Here is a 20,711-nt window from a genome sequence, read left to right as displayed (position 1 = left end):
GTCGGAGGACGGTGCGACAATGAACGCGCGCCGCTGGCTACAGGGGCGCACGCAACGTGAGGAAAGTGGGTAAGGGTGTCCGAATACTCGTCCGGGCCGCGTGAGGACTACGGCCGCACCATGCCGCACGACAACCAGGCCGAGCAGTCGGTGCTGGGCGGCATGATGCTCTCCAAGGACGCGATCGCGGACGTGGTGGAGGTGCTGCGCGGCGTCGACTTCTACAAGCCGGCGCACGAGAACATCTACGACGCCATCGTCTCCCTGTACGGGCGCGGCGAACCGGCGGACGCGATCACCGTGGGAGACGAGCTCACCAAGAACGGTGAGATTGAACGGATCGGGGGGATCGCGTACCTGCACTCGCTGATCGCCTCCGTGCCCACGGCCGCCAATGCGGGGTTCTACGCGGAGATCGTGCGGGAGCGCGCGGTGCTGCGGCGGCTCGTGGAGGCCGGGACCAAGATCGTGCAGCTGGGCTACGCGCACGACGGTGAAGTGGACGACATCGTCAACGAGGCCCAGGGCGAGATCTACCAGGTGGCCGAACGGCGGACCGCGGAGGACTACGTCCCCCTGAAGGACGTCATGGAGTCCACCGTTGACGAGATCGAGGCCGCGGGCAGCCGCTCCGGCATGCAGGGCGTGCCCACGGGGTTCGTGGAGCTGGACGAGCTCACGCACGGGTTCCAGGGCGGGCAGATGATCGTGATCGCGGCGCGCCCGGCCATGGGCAAGTCCACGCTCGCGCTGGACGTCGCACGCTCCGCGTCCATCAAGCACGGCATGACCTCGGTGATCTTCTCCCTGGAGATGAGCCGCAACGAGATCGCCATGCGTCTGCTCTCCGCGGAGGGCACCCTCAACATGCAGGACCTGCGCGCCGGCACGCTGCAGGACGACCAGTGGGCGAAGATCGCGCAGATCATGGGCAAGATGAACGAGGCGCCCCTGTTCATCGACGACTCCCCGAACATGTCCCTGATGGAGATCCGCGCCAAGTGCCGGCGCCTGAAGCAGAAGCACGACCTCAAGCTCGTGATCCTCGACTACCTGCAGCTCATGAGCTCCGGCAAGAAGGTGGAGTCCCGCCAGCAGGAGGTCTCCGAGTTCTCGCGTGCCCTCAAGCTCCTGGCCAAGGAGCTGGACGTGCCCGTGGTGGCCCTGTCCCAGCTGAACCGTGGCTCCGAGCAGCGCCAGGACAAGAAGCCGCAGGTGAGCGACCTGCGCGAGTCGGGCTGCCTCACGGGTGACACACGCATCCTCCGCGCGGACACCGGCGCGGAGACGACCATGCGCGCCCTCTACGAGTCCGGGGAGAAGGACGTCCCCGTGTGGGCCCTCGCAGAGGACCTGCGCTACGTGACCCGCCCCATGACCCATGTGTTCCCCACCGGCACCAAGCCCGTCTTCAAGCTTCGTTTCGCCTCAGGACGAGAGCTGCGGGCCACGGCGAACCACAAGTTCTTCACGTACGACGGGTGGAGGGCATTGGGCGACCTCGCTAAGGGTGACCGGCTGGGCATTCCGAGGCACGTCTGCGCCCCGGAGCAGGAGACGCAGTGGGAGGACGACGAGGTCATCATGCTGGCACACCTGATCGGTGATGGTTCTTTTGTGCGTCGTCAGCCCATACGGTATGCCTCGATCGACGAAAACAACTTACGCGTAGTGTCGACGGCTGCTGGCCATTTTGGAATCACTCCAGTACGTGACGATTATGTTCAAGCTCGATGCACCACGCTACGACTGCCATCGCCACATCGGCTGACCCACGGCAAGCGGAATCCAATTGCTGGTTGGTTGGACGGGATGGGGATTTTCGGCGCACGCAGCCACGAAAAATTTGTGCCTCAGGCAGTGTTCTCCCTTCCCAAGCGGCAGATCAAACTCTTCCTGCATCACCTGTGGGCTACTGACGGCTCGGTCACGGTCAATAAGAGCCAGCGGGGTGGGAGGATCTACTACTCCTCCACGTCTCGTCGTCTGGCGGAAGATGTTTCCCGCCTCCTCATGCGTTTCGGCATTGTGGGCCGGATCAAGTCATTTCAGAAGGGCGCTTACCGCCCGTCCCACACGGTCGATATATCCGGCACCGAGGACCAGCTGATGTTCCTGGAGCAGATCGGTGTGCATGGAGACAGATCTCAGAGGGCTGGGCAACTCTTGGAGATTCTCCGCGAGGTCAAACACAACACCAATGTGGACACCATGCCGATCAATGTGTGGGATGACGTTCGGCGGATCATCGAGCAGAAGGGTATTACGCAACGGTCCTTCCAGGAGACTCTCGGGACGCACTACTGCGGATCGGCCCTCTACAGGACGGCCCCTTCTCGTAGTCGCATGACGCGGGTGATCGAGGCGCTCGACACCCACGAACTCGACATGATTGCCATGAACGACCTCTACTGGGACCGCATCGTCTCCATTACTCCGGATGGAGAAGAAGAGGTCTTCGATGCCACGGTCGTGGGCGCGCACAACTTCATTGCCAATGGAGTGACGGTCCACAACTCGATCGAGCAGGACGCCGACATGGTCATCCTGCTGCACCGCGAGGACGTCTACGACAAGGAGTCACCCCGCGCCGGTGAGGCGGACGTGATCGTGGCGAAGCACCGTAACGGCCCCACCAAGACCATCGTGGTGGCGTTCCAGGGGCACTACTCCAGATTCGCGAACATGGCGCTCGAAGGGTTCTGAGCCGGGGGAGGGCTGCCCCTGCATGAGGGGTGGGGTGAGGAGCGCACACGTCACCTGTGTCCAACCTCCCACTGGTCACGCCCTGTCTCACGTCGTCTGCGGGCGGACGGCCCTACTACGCTAGCTCAGTGCTCACCACTGAACAGGCTGCTTACAAACTGGCGTTCCAGATCGCGGACGCCCTGATCCGCAGCGGCGCGGGATCTGCCAACACCACCAAGTCGCTGCTGTCGATCTTCCGCAAGACCGACTTGCGGGACGTCACCGTGAGCGTGGGCCTGGGGCAGGTCACCATCAGTCACCAGGACGCCCCGGACAAGGCACCGAGCACCCGCGTCTTCGAGTCCGAGCCCGGGACGCTGGACATCCAGCTCCGCACGGACGCGGGCAACGTCCTGGAGGACTTCGTGCTGGGCCGCATCAGTGCGGACGAGGGCATCGAGCGGATGGACGAGATCCTGGCGGAGTCGCGGGACATCGGCCACGGGCTCACGATGACCGGTTTTGCGATGCTCGGCATCGGCTTCGCCCTGATCCTGGGCGGCAGCTGGCTCACCTCCATCAGTGCTGCGGGGGTTTCCGCCGTCGTCTACGGCGTGTATGCGCTGGTGCAGCGGGTCAAGGCGCCGGAAATCTTCAGCCTGGCCGCCGGTGGTCTGACGGCCGTGCTGGGTGCGACGGCCGCGGGGGTCTTCTTCGGCGCAACGCAGACGGCGGTGTGCATCGTCGCCGCGCTCGCCGCATGGCTCGCGGGGATCGCCGCCTATGGCGCGGTGCACGACGTCATCACCGGCTGGTACGTGTCCGCGTCCGGCCGCATCTTCGAGGCGATCACGAGCACCGCGGGACTCGTGGCCGGCGTGGCGGTGGGCATCCACGCCATGCAGCCGCTCGTGGGTGACTCCATGGACTACATCGAGACCCTGGAGATGGACGACTCCCGCTGGGCGCTGTCGATCCTGGGGGCGGCGGTCATCTCCGCCGGTTTCGCGCTGGCTTCCGGTGGTCGCGGCTGGAAGCTCGCGACCCTGGGGCTGTTCGGCGGTGTGGTGCAGCTGGGCGTCCTGGCCGTCACCGCCGCGGGCATGAGCTCCTACGGGGCGATCCTCGTGGCGTCGATCGCGGCGGGTGTCTTCAGCGTCACCCTCACCCGGGTGCTCAACCTGGCCTCCAACGCCACGCTCATGATCGTCCTGCTCCCGCAGTTCCCCGGCATGCTCGTCTACCAGGGCATCCTGGGTGTGATCTTCGGTCTCGAGGACGCCGGCGACTCGGTCCTCAAGGCGGCGATCACCGCGTTCTGCTTGTGCGTGGGCGGCATGTTGGGACAGTACCTGGCCTCCGAGGCGCTGTGGGCCGGGCGGCGTCGCCAGTTCGTGCGGCACCACCCGGGCCAGAAGTTCCGCCGGGAGATGGCGGACGAGGAGAACTTCAGCGACATCATGGTGCCGATCTTCTCCAAGCCCTTCACCAGCTGAGACCAGCTGAGGCCGGCCGAGCGCTACTTGCCCATCGCCTCCGCGACGCGCTCCACGAGCCCCCGCATGTTGGCGAGTGTCCGCTCGGCACGCTCCTCCGCGCTCATGGTCTCCTCCATCTGGCGCACGCCGTCCGGCTTCTTGCGTCCGAGCGTGTAGTCGCTGCAGGCCAGGTTGGAGCACACGTACGTGCCCACCGAGCTGTAGTGGTCCTTTGCTGTCTTGGAGCGCTGGATCGAGACCAGGCAGACGCCGCTGGCCGGGTGCAGCGTGAGGCAGATCTGGCACATCCGTGCGCCGCCACTCGCCTTCTGTGCGCTCTTCTCGAGCACGAGCCCGCGCAGCCCGTCCTCCGTCTCGACGACGACGTAGCCCACCCTCGGCGACTTCGGGTCGTACCAGCCCAGGAAGATCTGGGACTCCCAGTCCCCGTGCAGCACGTCCTGGGGGATGTTGATGCGCTGCGCGGCGCCCTTGGAGCAGTTGATGAAGCTCTTGCGGATCGCGGATTCTGAATGCTTCTGCATGGTGGTGTTCTTTCGTTCTCGTGCGGGGCACCCCTGCGCGGACGACGTCGTGCGCTGCGTCGTCGGCGGCACTCACCCGGGTGCGCGCTCGGGAGCGCAACGGCGCGGCGTCGTCGTCGGACGACGGCGCCACGGCGGCTCGAGGGGCGACGGGCGGGACGGGGGTGCGTGAGGTTTTCGGGCGTGACGAACGGAGCGGCCTGCTCACACGGGTGTGAGCGCCGCCGGGTCAGCGCTGTCTAGTGCCGGCCTGGGAGCCGGCGACCTCCTGACGCACGAGGGCCTCATTCCTCCACGGACGTGGATCTTCGAAAGGTACGAGGCGAGTCTAGTGCCCGGTGCCGATGAGTACCCGTCACACGCATGTTAAGAAACACCCGTGTGCTAATTTGTATGCTCCTGCATGGAGTCGACGGTGAACGAGGGCGTGAAGCGACGCACGCTCGCCAAGGGAGCGATCTGGAGCATCCCGGTGGTGGCGGTCGCGAGCGCGGCCCCGGCCTTTGCAGCGTCGCCGCAGCCCACCTTGAGTGCCGCCGGGCGGGGGACGTGGAACCTCACGTGGTACACCGAGCGGGTGGACAACTACCAGAGCTTCAAGTTGTTCTCCACCATCCCCGGTAACACCAGCCCTGGTCAGGGATTCTGTGTGCTCAACTCCACGACGTCTTCCGCTATCTCCAACGCCTCAGTCACCTACTACCTGCCGTATTACGACCTCAGGTTCTCCGCACAAAACGGGCCCGGCTTCAACGGCTGGAGCCAGCTCTCCCGGGATTCCAGCAAGAATAATAAGTACTATCGCAATGTCACCTACTATGCGTACACCTCCGTCTACTCCGGGGGCATCACGGCGAAAAATGGCACCACATGCTTTCCCTCGTTTGGATTCGAGAGCAATGACGGCCTCAATACCAGCGGATACTTCTTCGTGGACCATTCAGTGCTGGTGAACGGGAGCACACTGGACGCCAACTACGGTCCTGTGCAGATGTTTGGCTGACCACAGCCTCCACAGCCTCCACAGCACCCCGGGGCCCGCGCGGCGGCGTCGTCCGCACCGCCTACCCTGGAGGGCATGACTTCCACCGTCTCCGCCACCACCGCACTGGGCGTCCTGCAGGAGGTCTTCGGGTACGACGCGTTCCGGGGTGAGCAGGACCAGATCATCGACCAGGTGGTGGGCGGTGGCGACGCCGTGGTGCTCATGCCCACGGGCGGCGGCAAGTCCCTGTGCTACCAGATACCGGCGATCCTGCGGGAGGGCACGGGCGTCGTCGTCTCTCCCCTGATCGCACTGATGGCGGACCAGGTGGCCGCCCTCGAGGCCGTGGGGGTCCGGGCGGCGTACCTCAACTCCACCCTGGAGCCCTACGAGGCGCAGGAGGTGGAGCGGCAACTGCTGGCCGGGGAGTTCGACCTGGTCTACATGGCGCCGGAACGGCTGATCCTGCCGCGCACCATCGACCTGTTGAAGCGCTCTCGGATCGGCCTCTTCGCGATCGACGAGGCGCACTGCGTGGCCCAGTGGGGTCACGACTTCCGCCCGGACTACCTGGGCCTGTCCGTGCTCGCCGACGCCTTCCCGGGTGTTCCGCGCATCGCGCTCACCGCCACGGCCACGCGTGAGACCCACCGCGAGATCACCGAGCGGCTGCGGCTGGAGGACGCCCAGCACTTCGTCTCGAACTTCGACCGCCCCAACATCCAGTACCGGATCGAGCCAAAGGACCACGCGAAGGACCAGCTGCTGCACCTGATCCGCACCGAGCACGAGGGCGAGGCGGGGATCGTCTATTGCATGTCCCGCAAGAGCGTGGAGTCCACGGCGGCGTGGCTCGCGGACCGCGGCGTCGACGCCGTGCCGTACCACGCGGGGCTCGACGCGACCGTCCGCCGGGACACCCAGGTGCGGTTCCTGCGGGAGGAGGGGATCGTCGTCGTCGCCACGATCGCGTTCGGCATGGGCATCGACAAGCCGGACGTGCGGTTCGTCGCCCACCTGGACCTGCCCAAGAGCATCGAGGGCTATTACCAGGAGACTGGCCGCGCGGGTCGCGATGGTATGCCCGCAACGGCATGGATGGCTTACGGGCTGGGGGACGTGGTCAACCAGCGCCGCATGATCGACCAGGGCGAGGGTTCCGACCTGCACAAACGCAACGCCCGGTCCCACCTGGATGCGATGCTCGCCCTGTGCGAGACCACGACCTGCCGGCGCGTGCAGCTGCTGCGCTACTTCGGCCAGGACTCGGAGCTGTGCGGGAACTGCGACACGTGCCTCAATCCGCCCAAGGTCTGGGACGCCACCGTTCCCGCGCAGAAGCTGCTCTCCACGCTCATCCGGCTGCAGCGAGAGCGCGGCGAGCAGTTCGGCTCGGGCAAGGTCTTCGACGTCCTGCTGGGCCGTACCAACGATCGCACCTCTGTTTCCCGGCACCAGGAGCTGAGCGTGTGGGGCATCGGGCAGGACCTCTCCGAGCGCGAGTGGCGTTCGGTGCTGCGACAGCTGCTGGCGCGCCGGGTCGTGGAGGCAGTGGGCGACTTCGGCGTGCTCGTCCCCGGCCCGGAGGCGGGTCCCGTGCTGCGCGGGGAGGAAACCGTGGAGCTCGCGGTGGACCGGGCGCCGACGGCGCGCGGGAACGGGCGCGCTCGCGGTGGCGGGGGCGGTGCCCGCTCGCGTGCGGCGGACTCGCTCGGCACTGCGGACAAGGAGGTCTTCGAGGCGCTGCGCGAGTGGCGGACCTCGGTGGCCAAGGAGAAGCAGATCCCGCCCTACATGGTCTTCTCGGACGCCACGCTCGTGGGGATCGTGGAGGCGCACCCGGCCACGACGGCCCAGCTCAGCGGTGTGAGCGGCGTGGGCGCGAAGAAGCTGGAGGAGTACGGGGATGCCGTGCTGGAGGTGCTGGCGACTACCGGTCCGTGACGGAGTCGACGCGGGCGATGACCGCCTCCGCCACCGTGGCGGCCTCCAGGTCCGGGAGCCAGTGGCCGGCGTCGAGCTCGATGAAGCGGTAGGGGGCGTGCACGTAGACCTCGGTCTCCTCCGCGGCCGTGCGGCCCAGGGCTGGATCATCCTTGCCCCACACGAACGTGGTGGGCACCGTGATGATGCTCTGGCCGGCATGCTTCCCCGAGGCGCCGTCCTTCCGAGCCATCGCGCGATACCAGTTGACCGGGCCGCGGAGGTCCTCGGCAGTGGTGAAACGGCGGGCGTAGCGACCGGCCCTGTCCTCCGGCAGTCCTGCCCTGCGGAGGAAGGCGCCAACTCGCCCGGCCAGCACCCGTTCGGGGAGGACGGGGATCTGGAACAGGCCCATGTACCAGGATTTCGTGAGCTGACCCGCGGTCTTCAGCGCGTGACCGAGGGCGGTGGGGTGCGGGGTGGAGAGCACGGTGAGGGAGGCGAGGCGCTCCGGCGCTCGCTGGGCGATGTCCCACGCGAGCACGCCGCCCCAGTCGTGGCCCACCAGGTGGAAGGTCTGGGCACCGGCGGCGTCCGCGAGGGCGAGGGCGTCCGCGGAGAGGAGTTCCCGGCGGTACGCGGCAACGTTCACTGGCCGCGCCTCAGGGGAGTAGCCCCGCTGATCCATCGCCAGAGTTCGCAGGCCGTGGGCGTTGAGCAGGGCCGCGACCTCGTCCCAGCAGTGGGCATCCTGCGGGAAGCCGTGCAGGAGGATGACCACGGGGCCGTCCTCCGGTCCCTGGTCGAGAACGGTGAAGCGCAGGTTTTGGTGATCGAGGTGCGTGAGACGGGTCATGGCAGCAGCCTAGGCCGGTGCCGGAACGGTTTCAGATAAATGCCGGTAGAGGCATGCACGTAAGCTGCGCCCAGGTGAGGCCCGGCGCGAAGGCGGCACTGCGGCGTCGTCGTGAATGAGGCCACCGGAGCGCAGGGAAGGTGCGGGCTATGAAGCAGGGGGGTAGTCGCGCGGCCAGCTGTGGCCGAGGCTGCGCTCCACGCTCTCGTTGAAGCGGCGGGTGAGGCGCGCAAGCTCGGAGACGTCCGCCTCCGGCCAGTCCGAGACGATGCGCTGGTAGGACTCGCGGCGCGCGTGGAACTCGGCCTCGAGACGCCGGACACCCTCCTCGGTGGGCTGGTGCTTGCGGGCGACGCCGCCGTCCGGGTCCTTGATGCGCTCGATCAGTCCGCTCTTCATGGCCGCCGCGACCTGCCGGTGGACGGTGGAGATGTCCAGGCCGAAGGACTGCGCCAGCTCGGCCACGCTCATGGGGCCACCGGCGCGCAGGCGGGCGAGGAGCACCGTGGAGCTGCGGTCCAGCGCCTCCGTGCGGTTCTGGGGAGGCGCCCCCTGGAGGGCGTGGCGGGAGAGCAGCATGTTCTCGTAGACCAGTTGATTCACGGACTCGTCGCTGTGCACGGTCCCATCCTTTCATCCGCGGCTGCGGCCCGTCGCGCGGGCTGGGGCCACCGCGAGCCCTGTATTGCATTATACAAATTCCTGAGTACGATATTGCGCTATACAAATCCCAACGTCCCAGGAGATGCCCGTGTCGGTCGACACACACAGCGACGTTCCCACCGGTCAGCTGCCCACGGTGGTGGAGCGGAAGGTTCCCGGACCCGCCCACTCGGCCGGCCCGGCGCGGCTGCTCACCCCCACGTTCGCGCTGGCCTGGGTGGTCAACTTTCTGCAGTACCTGACCTTCTACATGCTGGTCACCACCATGGCGCTCTACGCTGTGAAGAGCTTCGCGGCCTCGGACGCCGCCGGCGGCTTCGCCTCCAGTGCGTTCGTGGTGGGTGCCACCGTGGCGCGCCTGTTCTCCGGCTACCTGGTGGACGCGCTCGGCCGCCGCCGGATGCTGCTGATCTCCCTGGTGGTCGTGGCCATCGCGTGCGCTCTGTACCTGCCGGCCGCCAACCTGCCCGTGCTGATCGTGGTGCGGCTGGTGCACGGTTTCGGATACGCCTTCGCGAGCACCGCGCTCATGACGATCGCCCAGTCCGTGATCCCCGACTCCCGCCGCGGGGAAGGCACCGGGTACTTCGCGCTCGGCACCACGCTGTCCACGGCCATCGGCCCGGCCCTCGGTCTGTTCCTGGTGGGATCCTTCAACTACACGTGGCTGTTCTGGACCACGCTGATCACCGCGGTGCTCGGCATGATGCTCGGCTTCTTCCTGCGTGAGCCGCTCGCCAAGCGTGAGGCCCAGGCGGAGGCGGAGCACATCGCGCAGCGCAGGCGCTTCTCCTTCCGCGACATCGCCCACCCCGCGGTGGTGCCGATCGGCTGCTTCATGCTCCTGGTGGGCATCTGCTACGCCGGTGTCATCACCTACCTCAACGCCTACGCGGAGAACCGCGGCGTCACCACCGGTGCGGGCCTGTTCTTCGTGGCGTACGCCGTGGCCATGCTGATCATGCGCCTGGTGCTGGGCAAGATGCAGGACCAGCGCGGCGACAACGTGGTGGTCTACCTGGGGCTGATCTGCTTCGCGGTGGCCCTGGGCATCCTGGCGGCGGCTAACCAGGACTGGCAGGTGGTCGTGGCCGGCGCCATGACCGGTCTGGGCTACGGCACGCTGATGCCGGCCGCACAGGCCATCGCCGTGAACGCCGTCCCCGCGCACAAGCTGGGCACCGGCATCTCCACCCTGCTCCTGCTCACGGACGTGGGGGTCGGGCTCGGTCCCGTGTTCCTGGGCCTGCTGCTCTCCGCCACCGGCTTCGGTGCCATGTACACGGTGCTCGCCGTGATCGTGGTCCTCGCCGCCCTGCTATACCACGCGGTGCACGGCCGGCACCCGCACGCCAAGCGGGGGCGCACGGTGGTGGAGTGACCTCCTTCTCCGCCGAAGCTTCCTTCCGGGGCCTCGGCTTCCCTCCGGGGACGACGACGGCGCGTGGCTACGGCTGCGCGCCGTCGTCGCGTTTGGGGGAGCTGACTGCTTGTCAGGGAGTGTCAAGCGTGCTTGACTGTATTAAGTGAGCTTTACACCACGACAGCGAGGGGGGGGGTCATGTCACTGCAGGCGGAGAAGGCGCGGCGGGCACCGGTTCGGGCCTACGCGGGTGCAGGCCTGAGCGCTCTGGTTGGAGCCTCCCTGGTGGGGGGTTTGGCGGCCCTCTTCAGGCCTGAGCACCCCTGGGTCGCCTTCCTGGTCTTTGCCGGGTGCGCGCTCGGGCCGATGCTTGCGCTGGGGTGGTTCGCGTACGTCTCCCGGTACACCGTCACGCCGGACCCGCACGCGGAAGACGGGGTGGAGCACCGCTGGTACGAGCAAGCCACCTCCGGCGCGTTCCACGACCTCATCATGTTCGGGGGCATGGCGCTGGTGGTGGTGTCCGTCGTGCAGGTGGATTTCTCGGGGTCCGACGCCCTGCTCCTGCTGCTGATCCTGGGGGCCGTGGATGTCTTGGTCCGGTACGGGGTGCTCAAGCGCCGGGCGGTCCGGTGAAGAACCACATCGCGGAGGAACGGGCCAAGCGGGAATGGTCCCAGGCCGCGCTCGCGGAACGGCTGGGGGTGTCCCGGCAGACCGTGATCTCTATCGAGCGTGGTCGCTTCGACCCGAGCCTGCCGCTTGCGTTCCGGCTGGCGGGGGTGTTCGGGTGTCGGATCGAGGAGTTGTTTGAGCCGGGGGACTGACCTCGAGATCGACTGGCGGGCTCGCCTCTCAGTCCTGGGGTAAAGGGAATCGGGCTAGGGCCCGCTTTACGAGATGGTCGGTGCGCTCCTGAATGTCCTCCGGCCTCCAGGCCTCTTTGTTCGCAAGGTCCGTGTTCAAGGGAATGCCATTGCGGTAGCCGATGTAATTTCCGTTGACGTCCTGATGATCGCGTTTATCCAGGAACCCCCTGTTGCCGAGGTTGCTGTTGTAGACGCTGAACGTCAGGTTTCCGAGCTTGTGCGCATAGTCAGCCTGAGCTCGAGCGGCCGCCTCCTCTCCTCCGAGCATCTCAATCCACGCAGCGGGGAGACTTTCTCCCTGGGGCAGGATGTGTTCGATGGTCCAGATGTAGCGGCCGGATTGGCGTTCCCACAGGTCCCGGCGGTTCTCGTTGGTCATTCTCTGTTCTGAGAGGGATGTGAGGACAAATCGGGCGGCGTCGATATTTTCGGTGTAGAGATCCTGTTCGAGACGCACGCGGAACGTGTCATCATCGGAGGAGTTGTGGCGCAGGGCGGTTGCGATGATCCGTAGAATCTCGGCACGATCACATTTTTGGGCGTCCTTGATGATTCCCATGAACAAGCGGGGTAGCGCATAGGTGGCCGGGAACCCCGTCACATTGCGGCGGGCGAAGAAGTTCACCAGGTCGCCGGTGACAGAGGTAAGGTCCTGTTCGCTGAGGTTCTTGTCCTTCGCGTGGGTCTGCAGCCAGAGCATGAGGACGAAGGATGGGGCCGCCTGGACCCGGTTGAGGTTCTGGTATGCGAGGTCCAGCGGCGTGGGATCCGTCAGCTCCCTGGTACAGGCGATGCGCCCGAAGATGGCACTGGCCGAGACCAGCCGGGTGATTTGGTCCGTCAGATCGGCTTTGAAGAGGGTCTCGTAGATACGGATGAGGTTCTTCTTGGTGGCCAGGCTCGCGTTGGGTACCTCCGGGAGCTCGGAGCTGAAGGCGTTGTAATAGTGCCGGAGGAATCGCTCGTGGACGCTGTACGAGTCCCCGAGATTGCGCAGCATCTTGTCCCATAGGGCGAAGGCGTCCGACACGGTCATGGCTCCGCGGGCGTCTGACAGGGACAGGAACTGGTTTTTGATGAGGTCCACGGGGGAGAGCGGTAGACCGCGGTTGTTGAGCGATTCGAAGAGCGTGAAGGCATCCGAGGCCGTGGAAACTTCGATCTTGACGATGATGGCTTCGTTCGCCGCTTCCATCATGCGGTGGGCTGCCTCCTGCGGGCTGGTGGCGCGTGTTTCCGGGGTGCCGGGCTCCACTGCGAGCTCCAGGATGGCCTCGCGGAAGTAGGCGAAGCAGCGGGCGATTCTCCGAAGTCCGTAGTAAGAGGGTGCCGTGGCATCCACCCTGAGTCCCGCGGCATGCAGCATGTAGAGGTAGTCCGCCCGGTTGTCCCCCTGAGTCTGCAGAAAGAGCCGCGGGGCTTTCGTGGCAGGCACCACGAGCTGTCGCCCGAGATTGCTCACGCTAAAGAGCTGGTCCTCGTCAAGATCGGCCCGGTGATCCGAGAGCACGCTGTAACACGCGGCCAGAAGGATCGAGAGGGTGGTCAGACGCTGCTGGCCATCGACCAGCTCCAATCGGGGATCCATCATGTCCGCAGAGTTGTTCAGAGAGATGATGGTTCCCAGGAAGTGCTGCCCCTCCGCCTCGAGGAGGTCCTGGAAGAGGTTCTCCCACTGGGCACGCTGCCACGAGTACTCGCGTTGGTACGGCGGGATGACATAGGCCAACCGGCTGTTTGCATCCAAGAGCGTTCGGACGGGGTACTGCGTTGCGGACTGAATCATGGGCTTCACAGTACAAGTGACTGCCGACACACTCTCGGGGATGGTCAGTGCCTGAGATCTTGGGGGATGCGGGGACCACGGGCGCTGAGAGGACCCTCCTCGCCGCCCCGATGCGTTTGCATTTGTAGACTGCCAGGTACCTGTCCATCCACCCGGAGTCGTTGATGACTGATCACTCGCTAGACATTGCCCCCGGCGCCATCGTTGAAGTGCGGGATGAGCAATGGGTGGTCTCCGCCGTGGAGCAGACCGCGGACGGGCAACTCCTGACGGTTCGCGGTGTGAGCGATCTGGTGGAGGGCACGACCGCGCAGTTCTATCCGAGCATCGACAAGATCAACCCTCACGATCCTTCTCAGGCCGCGGTGGTCGCGGACACGAGTTCGCACTACGCGCGGTCGCGGCTGTGGCTCGAGTCCACGGTGCGGAAGACCTCGCTGCCCATCTCCGATCCCCAACCTGCGTTAACCTCCCATGCGCTCGCAGACACGCTGTCCTATCAGCGGCAGGCAGTGGAGAAGGCCCTGGCACCGGAGCGGCTGCGCGCGCGATTGCTGATCGCGGATGCCGTGGGTCTGGGTAAGACCCTGGAGATCGGAATGATCCTGGCGGAGCTCATCCGCCGGGGAAGGGGCCGGCGGATCCTGGTGGTCACCCCGCGCCACGTCCTGGAACAGATGCAGCACGAGTTGTGGACTCGTTTTGCCATTCCGTTCGTCCGGTTGGACTCCGAGGGTGTGCAAAAGGTCAAGCAGAAGCTTCCGGCCACCCGGAACCCCTTCACCTTCTTCGAGAAGGTCATCATCTCGATCGACACCCTCAAGCAGGACAGGTTCATCCATGACCTGCGGAAGCACCACTGGGACGCCGTGGTGATCGATGAGTCCCACAACATCACCAACCAGGCCACCCAGAACAACCAGCTGGCGCACATCCTGGCCCCCAACACGGAAGCTCTGATCTTGGCCTCGGCCACCCCGCACAACGGCCGCAACGAGTCCTTCGCCCAGCTGCTGACCCTCTTGGAGCCCACGAGCGTGAGTGCCCACGGGGATATCAGCAAGGCCGCGGTGGGAAACCTGATGATCCGGCGTCACCGGTATTCGGAGTCCGTGAAGAACGAGGTGGGGGACCGCTGGGCTGAACGCAAGCAACCGCGGCACATCGCGGTGACTCCCAGTCCGGAGGAGCTCGCGGTGGGTGAGGAGATCGCGGCCACGTGGACCCACCCGCAGAGCACCCCGCCGGTCACGGGGAAGGGTTCGCGGCTTTTCCCGTGGACCCTGGCCAAGGCTTTCCTCTCGTCCCCGGTGGCCCTGCAGAGCACCATCGACGCCCGGCTGAAGACTCTGGAGAACAACGCGGCCGCCGGCCCGGAGCAGGAGGCTTTGGTGCGGTTGCGGGACCTCAATGCTGCGTGCCTCCCGCAGGACGGGTCCACCCCGCACTCGGGGAAGTACCGCGAACTCATGGCCCAGCTCAAGGAGAAGGGTGTCGGGCCGCGCTCTCCGGAACGAGCGGTGGTCTTTGCGGAGCGGGTCCCCACCCTGGAGTGGCTGCGCGACAACCTGATGCGTGATCTGAAGTTCAAAACGGGGCAGGTGCGCGTACTGCACGGTGGCCTCACGGACGTGGAGCAGCAGGAGCTGGTGGAGTCGTTCAAGCAGGCGTCGAGCCCCATTCGCGTGCTGGTCACCGGGGACGTGGCCTCGGAGGGCGTGAATCTGCACCTGCAGTGCCACGAACTCCTCCACTACGACATCCCGTGGTCCTTGATCCGCATTGAGCAGCGCAACGGTCGTATTGATCGGTATGGCCAGTTGGAATCCCCGCAGATCACCACGTTGCTCCTGGACCTGGACGGTGTGGAGGGCTTCACGGGAGACATGCGCGTCCTCACCCGCCTGGTGGAGCGCGAACGGGAGGCACACGAAAAACTCGGCGATGCGGCGTCGCTCATGGGCAGCTATTCGGGAGATGCCGAGGAGAAGGCCATTACCGAGGTACTGCGCGGTGCCAAGGACTTCGACGAGGTGGTCCCGTCTCCGGAGCAGGCGGTTTCCCAGCACGACGACGATTGGCTCGCTTTCCTGACCGACGCCGCCTCTCAGGATGGGCCGGCGGCGGAAGCGGCGCGCCAGACGAGCGAAGCCCATGACGCCGGTGTGGACCGCACCACCGGTCTCTTTGGATCGGATGTGGACTACCTGCGGGAAGGACTCACCGAGCTCTACGGCGAGCCGGACCGGAAGAGAGATCAGGGCGGCGTGGGGCTGGAGGTGGAACGCAACAACGCGGGCAGCGTCCAGGCGATCACGTTTGAACCCAGCCCGGACCTGCGGCAGCGGCTCATGGCTCTGCCCCAGTCCTACCTCGAGGATCGTGCGGTGCTGGACCGGATGCGTCTGACGCCGGACAAGGCGACCGCTGAGGCGCGGTTGAAGGCGGCTCTCAACGACACCAAGGGCACGTCCTGGCCGGACACCCACTACCTCTCACCGCTGCATCCGGTGTTGGACTGGGTGGCGGACCGCTCCCTGGCCCACCTGGGTCGTGACGAGATCTTTGCGGTGCACGGCTCGGTGGAGCAGCCCACCGTGGTGATGCAGGGCATCGTGACCAACCGTCGCGGACAGAACATCGCGGTGGCGTATCTGACGGTGCAGTTCCTGGGGGATTACCCCCTGGCTCAACCGAGTACGGGGCCCACTGAGCTTTTCCAGGACATCGGGCTGAACCCGGACACCGTGGGTGTCCCCGTCCATGACCCGAAGCAGTACGAGCGGCTTGTGGCTCCCGCGGTGCAGGCTGCCCGAGATTACATGGAACGCGGCGTCGCGGTGTCTGCCCGCAGGCAGGCGCAGGAGCGCACGGAACGTTGGGTGGAGCGCATGGATGACTGGGAGCGCGGGGCGGAAGGGATTGCCGCTCAGACTCAGCTCTTCCGGCAGTCACGTTCAGCCGTTGAAGGAGAGCGCAGGCTTGCGCAGGAGATGTTGCCGGATCGGACGTATGTGCGTCCGTTGCTGGTCGTGGTTCCCAAAGGAGGGGAGTGATCATGCCGTCCAGTGATGCCCTGGTGGTGGCCAACGAGTGGATCAGCGAGTTCTACTTCACCGCGGACGAGAACTCCGGCACCTTCTTGGCCGAGACCAAGAAGCTTGTGAAGGAATGGAAGCGGGAATCGGATGATTCCCCCGGATACGAGAGTCCTCTGGAGCGGTTCACGAGCGCTCGCCAGCGGATCCTCTCGGACCTGATTGCTCTGCACGCCGCGGCCGCGGAGCTCCCGGAGGGTGCTACCAACACTCAGCGCCGCGAGGCGGTGGGCCGGGCGTCATCGACCGCCGCTGATGAACTGCGCGAGGTACTGGGCTACACGAGCCAGCCCAGCAGGGGCGAGGGCGCGCTGCGCTGGTACTCGCCGCTGGACACCACCGAGCCGAGCATTGCGATGATCGACGCCCTCGCCTCCGAGACGGCCGAGGACCTGCTGTCCAAGCACCACGGGCTCCTCACCGAGGACGTCACGCTCCATGAGGAGGACGGGCATCCGGTCTCGTCCGTGAGCGAGCTGCTCTCCGCGCTCGTGTCCGAGGACCAGCCGCCGCGATACATGCTCGTGCTGGCGGGGCGCACCGTGGTGCTGACCAGCGAGGACGCATGGTCGCAGGGCCGCTATCTGGCCGTGGACGTGCAGACCATCGCGGAGCGCGGTGACACCAAGTCCGGCGGCGAGATCCAGCGCATGCTCGCGTGCATCGCCGCACCGTCCGTGGCGCCGGATGCCAATGGCACGATCTGGTGGGATGCCCGCCGGGAAGAGTCCGTGCGCAACGCCGTGGGCGTCTCCAAGGACCTGCGGGACGGTGTGCGGGAGTCCATCGAGATCATCGCGAATGAGGTGGTGTCCCGGCGCAAGGACAAGAAGTTGCCACCGCTTCCGGATGACCAGGCCCAGGTGCTCGCCATCCAGTCGCTGCGGTACCTGTACCGCATCCTGTTCCTGCTCTATGCGGAAGCCAGCCCGGAGCTGGGCGTGGTGCCCACGGGGGATCCCGAGTACGAGACGGGGTATTCCATCGACCGACTGCGCGAGCTCACGCTCAAGCAGCTCACCTCCCGTTCCGCGGGTGGCACCCACTTCTACTCGTCGCTGCAGGTGCTCTTCGAACTCGTGGAAGTGGGCCACCAGCCGCGTTCGTCGGGCGACGACGACGCCGCGGACGTCGCCCGCGAGGGTCTCACCTTCGAGGCGCTGCGCTCTGACCTGTTTCGCCGGGACCGTACGGCCCTGATCGACGAGGTGCAGCTGGGCAATAAGGCGCTGCAGCGCGTCCTGCAGAACCTGTTGCTCACCAAGGAGCGCCGGGGTCGGGATCGTGGGTTCATCAGTTACGTGGCCTTGGGCATCAACCAGCTGGGCGCGGTGTACGAGTCCTTGATGAGCTACACGGGTTCGTTCGCGAACGGGACGCTGGTGGAGCTGGCCAAGCACGGCAACCCGTCCGACGGTTCATGGGTGGTTCCCGAGGATCGCGTGGACGAGGAACTCCGTGAGCACGTGGTCATGACGGAGGACGAGCTGGGTCGTGAGGTGCCGCGCACGTACCACTACGGTGAGTTCGTGTTCCGGCTTTCTGGGCGACAGCGCCAGCAGTCTGCCTCGTACTACTCCCCGGAGGTGCTTACTCAGTTCACGGTGCAGCAGGGCCTGGAGGAGTTGCTCACGGAGGAGATGTCCGCGGAGGACATTCTGGGGCTGTCCGTCTGCGAGCCGGCACTGGGCTCGGGGGCGTTCGCTATTGAGGCGGTGCGCCAGCTCGCGACGGCCTACCTGGAACGCCGACAAGTGGAGCTGGATACCAAGATCGATCCGGAGGACTACCCGGCGGAGTTGCAGCGGGTGAAGGCGTATATCGCCCTGCATAACGTCTACGGCGTGGACCTGAACCCCACCGCCGTGGAGCTCGCGGAAGTTTCTCTGTGGCTGGACACCATGTCCCGCGGACTCAAGGCCCCGTGGTTCGGGTTGCGGCTGCGCTCCGGTAATTCGCTGGTGGGTGCGCGGCATGCGGTCTACGACACCTCGGTGGTGGAGAAGGCCCTGCCCAAGGCCCGGATGACGACGACGCCACGGCACGTTCCCTTGGACCGCACCGTGGATGAGACCACGGGGATCTTTCACTTCCTGCTTCCGGCGGAGGGCTGGGGGGCCGCGGGGTCGAATAAGGAGATCAAGAAGCTGGCCCCGGAGCAGGCAAAGGCGCTGCGGGAATGGTCCAAGCGGGTGCACCGCAAGCCCACCAAGAAGGAGCTCACGGAGCTCGCGTCCCTCACGGATCGCATTGACGATCTCTGGCAGCTCGCACGGCGCCGTATGGTGGAGGCGGAGCGACAGTCGCGCCGTTCCGTCGATGTGTGGGGCGCGGAGGTAGAGCCGGGAGGCGCGGTCACGCGCGAGGAGATCGAGGCGTGGCTGGACGATCCCAACTCGGCGTACCGCCGGCTCCGGCTCATCATGGACGCGTGGTGTGCCCTGTGGTTCTGGCCCGTCACGCTGGACGAGGACACCCCGCAGCCACCCGAGTTCGACGAATGGCTCGCGGTGATCCGTCAGATCACGGGCCAGAAGTTCGAGGGGCGAAAGGGCCGCCAGGGGGAGTACCTCGGGAGTAGCGATTCCGAGTGGGAGACCCTGGAAGACATTGAGAGGATGTTCCCCGCGGAAAACGCGCGGGACGTGGACTGGCTGCTCGCCGAGACCCCGTGGCTGCGGGAGGCCCAGCGGATTGCCAAGGAACAGCGGTTCTTCCACTGGGAGCTGGACTTCGCGGCCGTGTTCTCACGGGGTGGGTTCGACTTCCAGGTGGGGAACCCGCCGTGGGTGCGGCCGCGACCTGACGTGAGCGCGCTTCTGGGGGAGAGCGACCCCTGGTGGACATTGATGGACAAGCCGTCGGAGAAAGCGAAGAACGCTCGGCGTGAATGGACCATGCAGATTTCCGGTGCGGAGGGTGTACTGCTCGCGGGCCTGGCCGATACTGCTGGGTTGGCAGAGTATGTGGGCGCGGTGAGTGAATATCCAGAATTAGGGGGGACGCAACCAGATCTCTACAGGGCGTTTATGGTCCAGGCATGGCGGCATGAAACAACCCGAGGATGCATTGCTCTCATCCACCCCGCGAGCCATTTGACGGATGCTAAGGGCCAGTCGTTGCGAAGGACAACGTATTCGCATTTGCGACGACATTGGAATTTCCTAAACGAGCTCCAACTTTTCAGCGAGGTGGACCACCATGTATCTTACAGTATTAACGTTTATGGGACGAGCCAACCACCTAATTTCTTGAATGCCATTTCGATGTATCACCCGCACACCGTTTATGGCTCCATGCTTCACAATGGAGACGGATTAGAGCCTGGTTTCAGGAATGAGTCTGGGAACTGGGATTTGCGGCCTCATGCCTCACGGATTGAACATGTGGACAGAGATGTTCTCGCAACCTGGCACGCGCTCATGGAAGCGGGGTCCGACGAGGTCCCGATTGAGGAGACGCGCATGGTGTTCTCGGTCAATCGGTCAGCCGCTGAGGCACTTCAACGGTTGACTCGGGTACCATCCCTGCGTGGATGGAACCCCGGCTTTAGTCGCGGCTGGGATGAGACGTTCGGCCGCCGAGACGGGTATTTCGAATCCCGCTGGGGTGAAGCCGAGTCCTGGAATGACGTCATCTTGCAGGGGCCGTACTTCCATGTGGGTAACCCGTTCTATGCCTCGCGGAACGAGTCCATGGGTGGGAATCAGGACTACTCATCCGTGGACCTGGAGGTGCTGCCGGGTGACGCTCTGCCCGTGACGGAGTACAAACCCCTCTACGAGCGGGATGTCGATGATTCCGTGTCCACGGCGCGTTATGACCGCAACTACGGATCGTGGGCAATCCCGGACCCGCACAACCCCCGTGAGCAGACCGCGGTGCCAGTGCGGGACTTCTACCGCGTCATGTGGCGACGGATGGCGGCGGGCACCGGCGAACGAACGTTGATTCCTGCGATCTATCCTCCGGGTACTGGCTCAATCGATGGGGTATTTGCCTTCGGGGCACTGTGGGATTCGCAAGCGGTTGCTCTCATGGCGGCTTCTATGTCCTCGCTTATCTCTGATTTTCTTGTAAGGGCGACCGCGGGGAATAATATTTTTCGATCCGCAATTGATCGTCTCCCGTCCGTGCCTATGAGTCATCCCCTGGCTATAGCAGCAGCCCTACGCGTTCTTCGACTGAACTGTCTCACGGACGCCTACGCAGACTTGTGGCGGGACTGTTGGGTTCCTGCCATGGCTGAGGACTCGTGGACCGGTGGGCGGGAGCGCCTGGATCGGCCCGCGCTGGGTGATATCGGCTCGGAATGGACCACGGCCACGCCGCTGCGCAAGGACGAGGATCGGCGTCGTGCCCTCGTGGAGATCGACGCGATCATGGCCCACGTGACCGGGATTCCCATTGACGAGCTGTGCACCCTGTACCGCACCCAGTTCGGTGTGCTCTATACC

At 65.5% G+C, this 20,711-nt stretch carries 13 protein-coding genes; 9 read left to right on the top strand and 4 right to left on the bottom strand.

The genetic code is table 11. From position 1 onward, the window contains the following. Positions 1–75 precede the first annotated feature (75 nt). Both KVA01_RS09925 and KVA01_RS09920 read left to right on the top strand, forming a co-directional pair. A complete protein-coding gene (locus KVA01_RS09925) occupies positions 76–2,706 on the top strand; it encodes a replicative DNA helicase (protein WP_170221153.1) in 2,631 nt (876 codons plus the stop codon). 128 nt (positions 2,707–2,834) lie between these two features. After that, the gene (locus tag KVA01_RS09920; RefSeq protein WP_141270043.1) at positions 2,835–4,184 is read left to right on the top strand and encodes a threonine/serine exporter family protein; all 1,350 of its coding nucleotides are present in this window, start codon (positions 2,835–2,837) and stop codon (positions 4,182–4,184) included. Positions 4,185–4,207: 23 nt separating this feature from the next. On the opposite strand, the gene KVA01_RS09915 is transcribed toward KVA01_RS09920, so the two are convergent. Continuing rightward, positions 4,208–4,711, bottom strand: a complete 504-nt coding sequence (locus KVA01_RS09915) for an FBP domain-containing protein (protein ID WP_068468458.1) — start codon at positions 4,709–4,711, stop codon at positions 4,208–4,210. Positions 4,712–5,114: 403 nt separating this feature from the next. Between KVA01_RS09915 and KVA01_RS09910 the strand changes: the two genes are divergently transcribed. Both KVA01_RS09910 and recQ read left to right on the top strand, forming a co-directional pair. Further along, positions 5,115–5,714: a hypothetical protein gene (locus KVA01_RS09910; RefSeq protein ID WP_068468456.1), complete on the top strand. Its 600-nt coding sequence runs from the start codon at positions 5,115–5,117 to the stop codon at positions 5,712–5,714. Between the two features lie 75 nt (positions 5,715–5,789). Continuing rightward, complete coding sequence (gene recQ / locus KVA01_RS09905) at positions 5,790–7,640, top strand: DNA helicase RecQ (protein WP_141270041.1); 1,851 nt, start codon at positions 5,790–5,792, stop codon at positions 7,638–7,640. On the opposite strand, the gene KVA01_RS09900 is transcribed toward recQ, so the two are convergent. Beyond that, positions 7,627–8,475 carry an alpha/beta fold hydrolase gene (locus KVA01_RS09900; protein WP_068468454.1) on the bottom strand — a complete coding sequence of 283 codons (849 nt, stop codon included), beginning with the start codon at positions 8,473–8,475 and terminating at the stop codon, positions 7,627–7,629. The genes recQ and KVA01_RS09900 overlap by 14 nt on opposite strands. A gap of 147 nt (positions 8,476–8,622) precedes the next feature. Continuing rightward, positions 8,623–9,096 carry a MarR family winged helix-turn-helix transcriptional regulator gene (locus tag KVA01_RS09895; protein ID WP_082810285.1) on the bottom strand — a complete coding sequence of 158 codons (474 nt, stop codon included), beginning with the start codon at positions 9,094–9,096 and terminating at the stop codon, positions 8,623–8,625. A gap of 130 nt (positions 9,097–9,226) precedes the next feature. Here KVA01_RS09895 and KVA01_RS09890 point away from each other — a divergent pair, with 130 nt between their 5' ends. From KVA01_RS09890 to KVA01_RS09880, 3 genes are all read left to right on the top strand, one after another. Then, complete coding sequence (locus KVA01_RS09890) at positions 9,227–10,519, top strand: MFS transporter (RefSeq protein ID WP_218023607.1); 1,293 nt, start codon at positions 9,227–9,229, stop codon at positions 10,517–10,519. A gap of 180 nt (positions 10,520–10,699) precedes the next feature. Then, on the top strand, positions 10,700–11,137 hold the full coding sequence (locus tag KVA01_RS09885; RefSeq protein WP_141270037.1) for a hypothetical protein: 438 nt from the start codon (positions 10,700–10,702) through the stop codon (positions 11,135–11,137). Further along, positions 11,134–11,328, top strand: a complete 195-nt coding sequence (locus tag KVA01_RS09880; RefSeq protein ID WP_141270035.1) for a helix-turn-helix transcriptional regulator — start codon at positions 11,134–11,136, stop codon at positions 11,326–11,328. Before KVA01_RS09885 ends, KVA01_RS09880 begins: the two co-directional genes overlap by 4 nt. Before the next feature lie 28 nt (positions 11,329–11,356). On the opposite strand, the gene KVA01_RS09875 is transcribed toward KVA01_RS09880, so the two are convergent. Further along, on the bottom strand, positions 11,357–13,156 hold the full coding sequence (locus KVA01_RS09875; protein ID WP_141270032.1) for a DUF262 domain-containing protein: 1,800 nt from the start codon (positions 13,154–13,156) through the stop codon (positions 11,357–11,359). A gap of 164 nt (positions 13,157–13,320) precedes the next feature. On the opposite strand from KVA01_RS09875, the gene KVA01_RS09870 reads away from it, so the two are divergent. Both KVA01_RS09870 and KVA01_RS09865 read left to right on the top strand, forming a co-directional pair. Continuing rightward, positions 13,321–16,212 carry an SNF2-related protein gene (locus tag KVA01_RS09870; protein WP_141270030.1) on the top strand — a complete coding sequence of 964 codons (2,892 nt, stop codon included), beginning with the start codon at positions 13,321–13,323 and terminating at the stop codon, positions 16,210–16,212. Between the two features lie 2 nt (positions 16,213–16,214). Beyond that, the coding region (locus tag KVA01_RS09865) for an Eco57I restriction-modification methylase domain-containing protein (RefSeq protein WP_141270028.1) at positions 16,215–20,711 on the top strand (4,497 nt) is incomplete at its 3' end.

Origin of the sequence: Kocuria varians (genome assembly GCF_006539885.1) — a bacterium.
Lineage (GTDB): Bacteria > Actinomycetota > Actinomycetes > Actinomycetales > Micrococcaceae > Kocuria > Kocuria varians.
The sequence above is the reverse complement of the archived record's forward strand: the minus strand, read 5'-3'. Positions and strand labels throughout refer to the sequence as shown.